Annotated in this window: 10 protein-coding genes; 7 read left to right on the plus strand and 3 right to left on the minus strand. The window is 57.7% G+C overall.

The window, feature by feature from the left end; all coding sequences use genetic code 11:
* Positions 1–25 precede the first annotated feature (25 nt).
* Complete coding sequence (rtcA, locus tag MVB78_RS09360; protein WP_297490632.1) at positions 26–1,036, minus strand: RNA 3'-terminal phosphate cyclase; 1,011 nt, start codon at positions 1,034–1,036, stop codon at positions 26–28.
* An 86-nt stretch (positions 1,037–1,122) separates the two neighbouring features.
* On the opposite strand from rtcA, the gene MVB78_RS09365 reads away from it, so the two are divergent.
* Complete coding sequence (locus tag MVB78_RS09365; protein ID WP_297490643.1) at positions 1,123–1,707, plus strand: hypothetical protein; 585 nt, start codon at positions 1,123–1,125, stop codon at positions 1,705–1,707.
* On the opposite strand, the gene MVB78_RS09370 is transcribed toward MVB78_RS09365, so the two are convergent.
* Positions 1,697–2,521: a hypothetical protein gene (locus MVB78_RS09370; RefSeq protein WP_297490634.1), complete on the minus strand. Its 825-nt coding sequence runs from the start codon at positions 2,519–2,521 to the stop codon at positions 1,697–1,699. The two genes, MVB78_RS09365 and MVB78_RS09370, sit on opposite strands and share 11 nt — an antisense overlap.
* A 14-nt stretch (positions 2,522–2,535) precedes the next feature.
* A complete protein-coding gene (locus MVB78_RS09375; protein ID WP_297490635.1) occupies positions 2,536–3,048 on the minus strand; it encodes a metallophosphoesterase in 513 nt (170 codons plus the stop codon).
* Positions 3,049–3,220: 172 nt separating this feature from the next.
* On the opposite strand from MVB78_RS09375, the gene MVB78_RS09380 reads away from it, so the two are divergent.
* From MVB78_RS09380 to MVB78_RS09405, 6 genes are all read left to right on the plus strand, one after another.
* Positions 3,221–3,712 (plus strand): hypothetical protein, encoded by a 492-nt coding sequence (locus tag MVB78_RS09380; RefSeq protein WP_297490637.1) that lies wholly within the window; start codon positions 3,221–3,223, stop codon positions 3,710–3,712.
* A gap of 1 nt (position 3,713) precedes the next feature.
* Positions 3,714–8,438: an MCM2/3/5 family DNA replication licensing factor gene (locus MVB78_RS09385; protein ID WP_297490646.1), complete on the plus strand. Its 4,725-nt coding sequence runs from the start codon at positions 3,714–3,716 to the stop codon at positions 8,436–8,438.
* Positions 8,439–8,482: 44 nt separating this feature from the next.
* Entirely contained in the window at positions 8,483–8,908 is a 426-nt protein-coding gene (locus MVB78_RS09390; protein ID WP_297490648.1) for a translation initiation factor IF-2 subunit beta, read from the plus strand.
* Between the two features lie 105 nt (positions 8,909–9,013).
* Entirely contained in the window at positions 9,014–10,582 is a 1,569-nt protein-coding gene (locus MVB78_RS09395; RefSeq protein WP_297490638.1) for a carboxyl transferase domain-containing protein, read from the plus strand.
* A gap of 10 nt (positions 10,583–10,592) precedes the next feature.
* The gene (locus MVB78_RS09400) at positions 10,593–10,982 is read left to right on the plus strand and encodes an OadG family protein (protein WP_297490641.1); all 390 of its coding nucleotides are present in this window, start codon (positions 10,593–10,595) and stop codon (positions 10,980–10,982) included.
* 2 nt (positions 10,983–10,984) lie between these two features.
* A partial coding sequence (locus tag MVB78_RS09405; RefSeq protein ID WP_297490650.1) for an acetyl-CoA carboxylase biotin carboxyl carrier protein subunit occupies positions 10,985–11,442 on the plus strand: 458 nt, incomplete at its 3' end.

Genomic DNA, 11,442 nt, shown 5'->3' on the forward strand with positions numbered 1-11,442 from the left:
GTCCCAGATTATCATTGTTCTCACCTCAGACCTTGTAGACCTCCAGCTCATCCCCCTCCACCTCGAAGGTCTTCCCGAGGAAGCGCTCGACCACCCAGACGTTGGTGATTAGGTGATTCGTTATCTCGGCTACCCCCACCTCCCCGCCGGCGAAGGCTAAGAAGGGTATCAGCTGGTCGCCGAGGAACCTGTCAACCGCCGCCCTGCTCTCCAGGGAGGTAATGAGCTTGTCGGCCGCTTCCCTGCCCACCTTCTCGGCCGGCTTGCCGCGTTTCCCAAGGGCGTCTCCTCCAAGCCTTAGCCCGTCGGTCTCTGCCCAGACCACTATCCCGCTTCCCGGGCTGAGCGAAGGGCTGACCTCTCTTTCAATCCTCACCGGTGCGCTGTAAGCCCTCCTCAGCCTTTCCTCCGCTGCCCTCGCCTGCCTCTCTGCGACGTGAGCCGGCAGGTTCGTGGCGTGGCTTACCCCGGCGAAGCGCTCTATCTTCGCCCACTTCAGAGCCACGAGCGGTTTCTTCTTCTCCCAGGGCTCCACGCTCCCGACAACGAGACCGCCGCCCCGGGGGTAGTGCCCCCTCCTCTTTACCTCGATTTCCCCGTTAAGCCCCATCTTAGCAAGGGCGAAGAGCGTGACGTGCCTCAGGTAATCAACGGGAGGGCTCCAGGGCACGTCCGTCCCACCGGTGATCTCGAAGCTCCCGCCGGTGAATGCCATGGCTGGCAGTAACGCCTGGAGGACGAGGGTTATACTACCGGCAGTTTTTATGGGCACGCGTATCTGCCTCGCCCTCGCCTCACCCGGGATGAACTCAAGCTCCGCCGAGCCGACCTCAGCCCCCTTAACCCTCGCACCGCTCAGCTCCTTCAGGGCGAGGACAGCGTGAAGGTGCTGGGGCCTCAAGCCCTGGTTCGGCCTGCCGGCGCGTATCTTCGTGATCCTAACGGCCTTTCCTGTTATAACCGAGAGGGCGACCGCCGTTCTAACTATCTGCCCCCCACCTTCGCCGTAGGAGCCGTCTATCTCCACCCACTCCATGTTCCCACCCGAACGTTCTTGCCCCCGAGGTCTAAAAACCTGACGAAAGACTTTTTAGCAGGTCGGCCGATAAAGGGGTGGTGGAAATGGACGAGCTTGAGTTCTGCGTGAAAAGCCTTAGCTACCCCATCGGCATGCTGCTCGAAGGAAGGGAGAGGGTGGAAGGCGAGAGGGCGAGGATAGAAGGGGGTAGAATAGTTCTTCCAATGGTTCCTTTTCCGGCGAGGTGCTATTTGGCGGGCCTCGTTCTCTTCAACTCCGTAGATGAGGTAGACAGGAAGCGCCTCTACGACGACCTGGCCGCCTTCGAGTCCTTTAAGCTCAAACTCCTCTCCTCGAAGATGGGGAAGGCCCTCAGGCCCTACCTGACCCACCCGAGGGAGTTCATGGCCTACGGTGAGGCGCTCTCCATTCCTTGGCTTGAGTTTCAGACGCGGAAGGAGAGGGTGGAGCCCTACTTGGCCAGGCTCAGACCCCTTATGAACCTCCCCCGCGGGGAGTTCCTCAGGAGGAGCTCCTTCCTCGGCGAGCTGAGCGTTGATGACGGTCTCCTCCTCACTTACCTAACGGACGACCCCGGGGAGAAGGAGCTGATAAACGCGGCCCTCGGAAAGCACAACAAGGCCTACAGGAGTGCCGTGAGGACTTACTTTCTCGCGTTCAAAGGCTGAGCCCCCTGTTGAGGCTGAGGGCTATCTCAAGGGCGCGGTCAAGGGACAGCCCCTCCTCGGTGAGCTTTCTGACCATCCCCGCTAAGAGCCTCGCGTTCCTCTCCGTCAGCCTCTCCTCCGGGTAGTCGGCAAACCTCTCGCTTCCAACCGGCTCCCCTATCAGGGACGAGAGCATGCCCGCGAACTCAGCGGGGGAGAGGGGTGATAATTTTACAACGACGGGCAGCTCGAAGGACATGTACTTTGAAGCGTCAGTTGTTTCGACTATGACCTGCTTAGCCCCTTTCAGGGCGTTCACGAGCTCGTCCGCTGACGGCTCCCTCAGGACAACCGCGTCACCGCCGACGAGGTCGCTCAGCTCTAAGCCCCTCCTGTTCTCAACGAGGACGTTGAAGCCCATCGAAATGACCTTCCTGACGACTTCTTCCGGTTCGACTGCTTTCTGCTCTGACCCCTCAAAACGGCTGTAGAATGACTCGCTGACGAGCGTGATCTGGTACACCTTATCGAGCCCGTTGAGGTAGAGGACGCCGTTGGAGATGAGCTTGAGGCCGAACCGGGCGAGGGCAGAGCTCAGGCCCGTTTCAGTCCTCGTCGTTATTGCACTTTTCCCGGCTGTTTCCTCCAGCCCCTCGCTCACAAGCCTGTAATCCGCTGGGAAGAGGCCCCTCGCGTTTATGAACTCCTCAAGAACCTGCCTGGCCCGCTCCCTGCTGACGGCGTAGACCTTGATGAACTCTACCGCGTCCCTCGCGTCCACCCCTATGAAGACAACGGCATCGTGCCTCTCCTTCGGGACCAGCAGGTCGCTCATTCACACCACCAGGGTCAGAGGCTCATGGCCCCCAAGAGCTCACCGCTGTCGAGGTTGATTATCTTAACGTCCCTCCCCCTCGTGTCGAGGAGGGCCACGCTCTTGACCCCTGTCACGTAGCCGCAGACCTCCCCCGGGTTGACGAGGATCGTCCTCCCAACTTCCCTTATCTCGTACCTGTGGGTGTGACCGACGACGACCACGTCGTAGAGCCTGCTGTACGCCAGCGCCCTCACTAAAACGTCGTTCGTCCCGTGGGTTACCGCTATCTTCATGCCGTCCGCTTCGATCTCAATGATCTCGTCTTTTATCCCGAGGGCTTCGTAGAGCCCCTTCCTCTCGCCGTCGTTGTTGCCGAAGACGCCCCTGAGGGGCGCCCTAAGCTTTTTAAGCTCCCCTGCGACAAAGGGGGCAACGTAGTCGCCGGCGTGTATCACGAGGTCAACGCCCCTCTCGTTGAAGAACCCTACGGCCTTGGCTATGGCTGGGATGTTGTCGTGGGTGTCGCTCATTATACCTATCAGCATGCTCTCACCTGGGGTGTGTACGGCTGGCAGCTTATAGGTTTATCGTGCGGACGGATGGATACATGAACACCTTCGAGTGGAAAAGGAACTGCCATTAAACCGACCACCGGGGAGCTTAAGCGTACTGCCAAAGTTTATTAGCCCAACCTCCGATGTAGTGGAGGTGTAGGCGATGTTTACTGGGAGGGCCTTGATACCGGTTAAGTTGCTCAAGCCCTACGGCGACTGGAAGCAGGGCGACATCGCCCTCGTTGAGGACTGGAAGGCAAAGGTGCTCTGGGAGAGCGGGGTCGGCGAGGTCGTGGACGAGACTGATAAGGTTATAGGCGAGATAGACGGGGTCATAGGTGAGGAGAGGAAAGGCGAACCCCTGACCCCGCTTCCCGCGGGTCTCTACGAGAGGGCTGAGTTCTACATCTACTACCTTGAGAACTACGTGAGGAGGAACGCGGGAGAGAGCATAGAGACGTTGGGAGTTAAGATGACCAAGCTCGCCAACCTGAAGAAGAAGTACCGCTACCTGAAGGAGCTCCGCTTCAAGAAGATAATGGAGGCCGTGAGGTTGAGACCCAACAGTCTCGAAGTGTTGGGCAGGCTCTCCCCCGAGGAGAGGAGGATATACCTTGAGCTGTCCAAGATCAGGAACGAGTGGCTGGGTGGTTGAGATGGATAGGGAGGAGATCATAGAGCGCTTTGCGAGGTTCCTCCGCGAGTACAAGGGGGACGACGGCAGCCCGGTCTACCTGAACCGGCTCAGGGACCTGCTCACGGTTACACCCAAGCGCTCGCTGCCCATAGACTGGGCCAACTTCAACTCCTTCGACCCCGAGCTCGCGGAGGAGCTCTTGGAGAACCCCGAGGAGGTTTTGGCGGCCGGTGAGGATGCCATACAGATAGTCCTGCGCGAGGACTTGATGTACAGCGGCGAGCTCAAGGTTCACGCGCGCTTTTACAACCTCCCGCGCACACTCCTCGTCAAGGAGCTCGGGAGCGAGCACATAAACCGCCTGATACAGGTCGAGGGGATAATCACGCGCGTGAGCGAGGTCAAGCCCTTCGTTCAAAAAGCCGTCTTCGTCTGCAAGGACTGCGGGAACGAGATGGTGCGGCTCCAAAAGCCCTACGAGAACCTCGTCAAGCCCGCCAAGTGCGATGCCTGCGGCTCAAGGCACATCGAGCTCGACATAGAGAAGAGTCGCTTCATAAACTTCCAGAGCTTCCGCCTCCAGGACAGGCCCGAGAGCCTTAAGGGCGGTCAGATGCCCCGCTTCGTGGACGCTATTCTGCTGGACGACCTCGTTGATACGGCCCTGCCGGGGGACAGGGTTCTCGTCACCGGGATACTTCGCGTTATCCTTGAGGGGAAGGAGAAGAGGCCGATATTCAAGAAGGTCCTTGAGGTCAACTACATAGAGCAGCTCAGCAAGGAGATAGAGGAGCTTGAGATCTCCCCGGAGGACGAGCAGAGGATAAGGGAGCTCGCGAGGAGAAAGGGCATAGTGGACGCGATAGTGGACTCAATAGCTCCCGCGATATGGGGACAGAAGACGGTTAAGAAGGGCATAGCGCTTGCTCTCTTTGGCGGCGTCCAGAGGGACCTCCCGGACGGGACGAAGCTCCGCGGTGAGAGCCACGTCCTGCTGGTCGGAGATCCAGGTGTTGCTAAGTGCGTTGACTGCAACACAGAGGTTGTTTTGGCCGATGGAAGTCTGAAGAAGATTGGTGAGATTGTTGAAGAAGCCGTCGAGAGAGCGGAAAAAGAAGGAACCCTCGGACGGGTTGATGATGGCTTTTACGCTCCCATCGACCTCGAACTCTACGCCCTCGACGCAAAGACGCTGAAGGTGAGAAAGGTCAAGGCGAACATAGCTTGGAAGAGAACCGCTCCGGGGAGAATGTTCAGGATAAAAACCGCCAGCGGCAGGGAGATTAAAGTAACGCCGACCCATCCTTTCTTCGTCTTCGAGGATGGGCAGTTTAAGACAAGGAAAGCTGAGGAGCTTGGAAGGGGAAACTTCATAGCAGTCCCGAGGAAAGAAAGCGAGCCGAAGGTTATACCCGAGACTGAGAATGAGAACCTCAGAAATCTCCTCTCCGACTCGGACATCTTCTGGGACAGGGTTGAAGAGATCGAAGAATATAAGCCAGAACACCCCTGGGTTTACGACCTCCAGGTTCCGGAGCACCACAACTTCATTGCCAACGATATCTTCGTCCACAACAGTCAAATTCTCCGCTACGTGGCCAATTTAGCTCCAAGGGCGATCTACACGAGCGGTAAAAGCTCATCTGCAGCTGGTCTGTGTGTCGCCCCCGATTCGCTCATCGACACTAACCTGGGCAGGATGGAGATAGGGAAGCTCGTGGACAAGGCCATTCCGGAGGAGGTTGAGGAGTACAGGAGCGTTGACGTGGAAAGGCTCGGCCTCACCGTTAAATCCAGGAGGGGTTACTCACGGCTGCTGAGACTCTGGAAGCTCAGGGCCCCGGAGAGACTGGTGCGGCTGAAGGGGGAGAACGGCGGGGAACTCGTATTAACGCCCGAGACGAGGGTTTTGACCCCAGATGGGTGGAGAACGGCCCTCGACCTGCTGAAAGTTGGAAAGGGGGTCGTTTTTGTAGACGGAAAGCCGGAGAACGTTAAGGCAGAGGAGATAGGCTCGCCGTATGAGTACGTCTACGACCTCACCGTTGAGGGCTCTCACTGCTTCATAGCCAACGGCTTCGTTGTCCACAACACGGCGGCGGCGGTGAGGGACGAATTTACAGGTTCGTGGGTTCTCGAAGCGGGTGTTTTAGTTCTGGCGGATGGCGGGTTCGCCTGCCTGCATCCGGACTCAAGGGTTCTCGTTGACGGAAAGTATCGGAGAATTGAAGACCTCCTCGAGCTGAGCAAGTCATACAAGGCCCTTTCCGACGGCCAGGTCGTGGACATCCAGGAGAAAGATATGAGCGTTGTCGCCCTCGACCTTGAAAGCATGAAGACAAAGGGTTCAAAGGCAACGATAATCCGCAGGAAGCCCTGGAAGGGAGAGCTCCTCAGGATAAAGTTCCGCTCGGGCAACGAGGTAACCCTAACTCCCGACCACCTCCTGGTTGAAGGTCAGACCCTTGAGTGGAAGGAGGCAGGGAAGTTTAGGGTTGGTGACTCGATTCTGGCTGTGGATGAGGAACTGAACCCACGCCGGGACGAGATCGCCTCCATCGAGAAGGTTCCCTACGACGGCTACGTTTACGACCTCTACGTCCCGGGAGAGCACAACTTCGTCGCCGAGGGGATAATCGTCCACAACTGCATAGACGAGTTCGACAAGATGAGCGACCGCGACAGGAGCGCGATACACGAAGCTTTGGAACAGCAGAGCTACCACCACGACTTTGAGCTCCTCTTAGCCGACGGCAGGAAGGTGAAGATAGGCGAGCTGGTGGATGAGCTCATCGAGAAGAACCGCGATAGGGTAATCCTCGGCAGGGACACCGAGATACTGCCCGTCGATGACGTTGAGGTTCTCGCCTACGACCTTGAGAGGAGGGAAATCGTGAAGGTGAAGGCCGACCGCGTGAGCAGGCACAGGGCTCCGGAGAGGTTCATAAAGCTGAAGTTCTCCAACGGCAGGGAGATAACTGTAACGCCGGAGCACCCGATTATGATGTGGGAGGACGGGAGAATCGTAGAAAAGCCGGCAGAGTCAGTAGGGGTCGCTGACTACGTGGTTGCCGTCGGGGAGTACCCCCAGCTCGGTGAGGACTGCATTCCCGCAGGCGAGATCCTCGAGTGGATTATAAGCCCCGGGAAGAAGAGGAAAAAATTCAAAAGGGGCTCCCGCCTTCCGAAGGGAGCGTTTTTGATGAAGAAAGAGTGCATCAGGGCTTTGCTCCGTGAACTGTGGGAGCAGGTCGGCAGAGTGGGGAAGAGGGTCAGTTACGTACAGGTACCCACAAGGGGGCTCGTGGAGGACATCCAGGATCTGCTGCTCATCCTCGGGGTTCCCTCTTCAATTGAAGTGGCCTTAGGGGGATGGAAGCTCGTGGTGCCGACCGAGAAGGCGGACTTTCTGGGCTTCAAAGGAACCCCCGAGGCCTCAAAGATACAGCCTATCATACCCAAGAACTCCGTTGATGGCCTGACGAAGGCGGCAAAGCTGCTCAGGGCTAAGCTTACCCCCGCCGAGAGGCTGGGTCTCAGTAAAGAGGCCGTACCCCTGAGAACCGTTCTCAGCGTTATCAACAGGATAGAGGCTCGTATTCAAGAGGTCGAGGGGGCCTTGGAAAGAGGGGACGTGGGCATCCTCAGGAAGGTCGCACGCGTTTGGAACGTTTACTCAAAACACGGTCTAAACTGGGCGACTGAGAAGAGCGATCCCGAACGTTACATGAAGGCCCTCAGGGTTGAGACCGAGGCCAAACTCAGGGAGGCCCGGGAAATCCTTGATGAAGTGAAGAACAAACTCGGGCGCAACCTAACCCTTCTCAAGGTCAGAAAGATTGAAGTAATCCCAAACGACGGCTGGGAGTGGGTGTACGACGTTACCGTTGAGCCTCACCACCTATTCGTCTCCCATGGGTTGGTCCTCCACAACACGATAAGCATATCCAAAGCCGGCATAACGGCAACCCTGAACGCGAGGACAACCGTAATAGCCGCCGCAAATCCAAAGTTCGGCCGCTTCAACAGGCACAAGAGCCTTCCCGAACAGCTCGACCTCCCGCCAACGTTGCTGAGCAGGTTTGATTTGATATTCCTCCTCCTCGACGAACCGGACGAGAAGATCGACTCCCAGATAGCGGAGCACATACTCCGCGTGAGGCGCGGGGAGGCCGAGGTTGTAACGCCGAAGATACCCTACGATCTCCTCAAGAAGTACATAGCCTACGCGAGGAAGAACGTCCACCCGGTTCTCAGCAGGGAGGCCATGGACGAGATAAAGCGCTACTACGTCAGGATGAGGCGCGGCGCAAGGAGGACGGGGGAGGGCGAGCTTCAGCCCATTCCCATAACGGCGAGACAGCTTGAAGCTTTGGTAAGGCTCAGCGAGGCCCACGCGAGGATGCGCCTGAGCGAGACCGTGACGAGGGAGGACGCGAGGGCAGCCATAGAGATAATGGAGGACATGCTGAGGACGATAGCGGTTGACGAGGAAGGAGCTATAGACGCGGCGATACTGGAGGTCGGGAAGAGCACGAAGAAGCTCAGCAAGATAGAGAAGCTCGTTGACATCATAAAGAACCTTGAGGGTGAGGGAGAGTACGGTGCGCCGGAGGAGGGGGTCATCGAGGCCGCAAAGCAGGCCGGTCTCGGAACCGAGAAGGACATTAGGAAGCTCATAGAAGACCTCAAGAGGGACGCGAGGATATACGAGCCGAGGGCAGGCTTTTACAGGGTGCTTTAACAAAGGTTATAAAGCGTCGTGAAGAGTAGGGAGGGGTGAAAGGAATGAGTGAGACAGACTTTTACGACTTTGAAAGGCTCCTCGATAAGGCTTACGAGGAACTCCCCGAGAACGTGAAGTTCCACAGATCGCGTTTTGAGGTTCCAGCGGCGCAGGTTACCATAGCGGGCAACAGGACGATCATAGAGAACTTCGCGGACATAGCAGAGGCCATGAACCGCGACCCCAACCACCTCCTCAAGTTCCTGCTCAGGGAAGTGGCAACCGCCGGAACACTCGAGGGCAGGCGGGCTGTCCTGCAGGGGCGCTTCACACCTTACCTCATAGCGAACAAGCTCAAGAAGTACCTCAAGGAGTTCGTCATCTGCCCGGTCTGCGGAAGCCCAGATACCAAGATAATCAAAAAAGGCCGCTTCTACTTCCTCAAGTGCGAGGCCTGCGGTGCGGAAACGCCTATCCCGCACCTCTGAGCCTTTCTCATTTCTTTCCCCGGGTAATTTTAGAGTACCCTAACTCAGGAAACCCTTTTAAACTTTACAAACTACAAGACCCAGCAAACAAGCGGGGGCGTTCTCATGAGCATGGAGGAAAAACTTGAGGAGCTTTACGAAAAGAGGGAGAAGATTCTGCAAATGGGGGGCGAGAAGGCAGTTGAAAAACAGCACGCCAGGGGAAAGCTGACCGCCCGCGAGAGGCTCGAAAAGCTCCTCGATCCCGGGAGCTTTGTGGAAATTGGGATGTTCGTCAAGCACAGGAACACGGACTTCGGGCTGGATAAGAAGGAGCTGCCAGCTGACGGGGTAATAACGGGCTACGGAACGATTGACGGTCGCTTAGTTTTCGTCTACGCCCAAGACTTCACGGTGATGGGCGGTTCGCTCGGCGAGATGCACGCGGCAAAGATAAAGCGCGTAATGGAGCTCGCACTCGAAGCCGGCGCCCCTGTTATCGGCCTCAACGACTCCGGTGGGGCAAGGATTCAGGAGGGTGTCGACTCGCTTAAGGGCTACGGCGATATCTTCAAGATGAACACCCTTTTGAGCGGTGTCGTTCCACAGATAACCGCCATCATGGGCCCCTGTGCCGGTGGGGCCGTTTACAGCCCGGCAATAGGGGACTTCATCCTCATGGTGGAGAGCCAGGCGAGCTTCATGTTCATCACGGGCCCGCAGGTCGTCAAGGCCGTCACGGGCGTCGAGGTAACACCGGTTCAGCTCGGTGGGGCGATGGTTCACGCCCAGCGCTCTGGCCAGGCCCACCTCATTGGGAAGAGCGACGAGGAGGTTCTGGCCCTCATAAGGAAGCTCCTGAGCTACCTTCCCTCCAACAACATGGAGAAGCCGCCGAGGGCCAAAGCAAACGACCCGCCCTTCAGGAAGAGTGAGGGGCTCTACTCCATAGTCCCGGACGACCCGAACAAGCCCTACGATGTGAGGGACGTTATCTACGAGATAGTGGATCGCGATGGGAAAGGGAACCCGGACTTCCTTGAGATACTGCCCTACTTCGCACCGAGTGCAGTAGTTGGCTTCGGCAGAATGAACGGGGAGACCGTTGGAATAGTCGCTAACAACCCCAAGTACTTCGCCGGTGTTCTCGACATAGACTCAAGCGACAAGATAGCGCGCTTCGTTAGAACCTGCGACGCCTTCAACATACCCATAGTTACCCTCGTTGACGTGCCCGGCTACCTTCCGGGAACCGACCAGGAGTACAGGGGAATAATCAGACACGGTGCCAAGGTTCTCTACGCCTACGCGGAAGCGACCGTCCCGATGGTGACGGTAATACTCAGGAAGGCCTACGGAGGAGCGTATCTCGCGATGGGCAGCAAGCACCTCGGCGCTGACTTCGTCTACGCGTGGCCCACAGCGGAGATAGCCGTCATGGGGCCGGAGGGAGCCGCGAACATAATCTTCCGCAAGGAGATAGCCCAGGCGGAGAACCCCGAGGAGTACAGGCAGCAGAAGATTAAGGAGTACCGTGACAAGTTCGCCAACCCCTACGTGGCTGCATCGAGAGGCTACATAGATGATGTCATCGACCCGGCTGAGACGAGGGGCAGGGTAATCCTCGCCCTGGAAGCCCTTTCGAGCAAGCGCGTTAAGCTTCCACCTAAGAAGCACGGCAACATACCCCTGTGAGGTGGGGAAAATGGACGTTGCACAGCTCATCGAGGGCGGCTGGATAACGGTCATAGGCGTCACCGTCGTCTTTACGATACTCGGCATACTGGCGCTCGTCCTCTACTTCGTGGGCTGGCTTGAAAGGAGGCTCGTCGGGATGGAGTCCAAGGCGGCCCCAGTACCAGCTCCAGGGCCGGCCGTGAAGGCTGAAAAAGCGGAAGAGGAGAAGCCCCCGGCTCTGCCTCCGAGGGAACTGGCGGTTATTACCTCGGCCGTTCTTGCCTACCTCGCCAAGAAGGCCGAGCAGCTGAGGCCCCTCCCCTTCAGGAGGAAGGTCTCAGACGCCTGGCGCCTCTACGGTCTTGAGGCCCAGATGGAAGAAACTGAGCACTTCAACTACGAGATGGGGAAGTGGTGAAGATGAAGGTCAGGGTCATCGTTGATGGTGTTGAGTACGATGTTGATGTTGAGGAACTTCCGGGAGGAAAGTTCAGGGTGAGCTTTGAGGGTAAGGAGTACGAGGTGAAGGCCCAGGGGTTGGGCATAGACCTCGGAGCGCTCGCGGGTGCTTCCGAGAGTGTCCAGAGCGCACCGGTTAGCGCACCCGCCCCAGCCCCTTCTGTTCCTGTTGGGGTTTCTGCTTCTTCGGTGGAGGGGTCTTCGGTTCCGGCTGGGGAGGGTCTTGTTAGTGCTCCAATGCCTGGGAAGGTTTTGAGGGTTCTCGTTAAGGAGGGTGAGAGTGTTAGGACTGGCCAGGGACTGCTCGTTTTAGAGGCCATGAAGATGGAGAATGAGATACCCTCGCCGAGGGATGGTGTTGTGAAGAAAATCCACGTTAAGGAAGGCGACACCGTGAACACCGGCGACCCACTAATAGA

The organism is Thermococcus sp., assembly GCF_026991495.1.
In the GTDB taxonomy this organism is placed as follows: Archaea; Methanobacteriota_B; Thermococci; order Thermococcales; family Thermococcaceae; genus Thermococcus.

Excerpts from the sequence above, each read along its gene's own strand:
- MVB78_RS09380 (WP_297490637.1), top strand. The coding sequence starts at position 3,221 with ATGTTTACTGGGAGGGCCTTGATACCGGTTAAGTTGCTCAAGCCCTAC.
- MVB78_RS09375 (WP_297490635.1), bottom strand. The coding sequence starts at position 3,048 with ATGCTGATAGGTATAATGAGCGACACCCACGACAACATCCCAGCCATA.
- MVB78_RS09395 (WP_297490638.1), top strand. The coding sequence starts at position 9,014 with ATGAGCATGGAGGAAAAACTTGAGGAGCTTTACGAAAAGAGGGAGAAG.
- MVB78_RS09400 (WP_297490641.1), top strand. The coding sequence starts at position 10,593 with ATGGACGTTGCACAGCTCATCGAGGGCGGCTGGATAACGGTCATAGGC.
- MVB78_RS09365 (WP_297490643.1), top strand. The coding sequence starts at position 1,123 with ATGGACGAGCTTGAGTTCTGCGTGAAAAGCCTTAGCTACCCCATCGGC.
- MVB78_RS09370 (WP_297490634.1), bottom strand. The coding sequence starts at position 2,521 with ATGAGCGACCTGCTGGTCCCGAAGGAGAGGCACGATGCCGTTGTCTTC.
- MVB78_RS09390 (WP_297490648.1), top strand. The coding sequence starts at position 8,483 with ATGAGTGAGACAGACTTTTACGACTTTGAAAGGCTCCTCGATAAGGCT.
- MVB78_RS09385 (WP_297490646.1), top strand. The coding sequence starts at position 3,714 with ATGGATAGGGAGGAGATCATAGAGCGCTTTGCGAGGTTCCTCCGCGAG.
- rtcA (WP_297490632.1), bottom strand. The coding sequence starts at position 1,036 with ATGGAGTGGGTGGAGATAGACGGCTCCTACGGCGAAGGTGGGGGGCAG.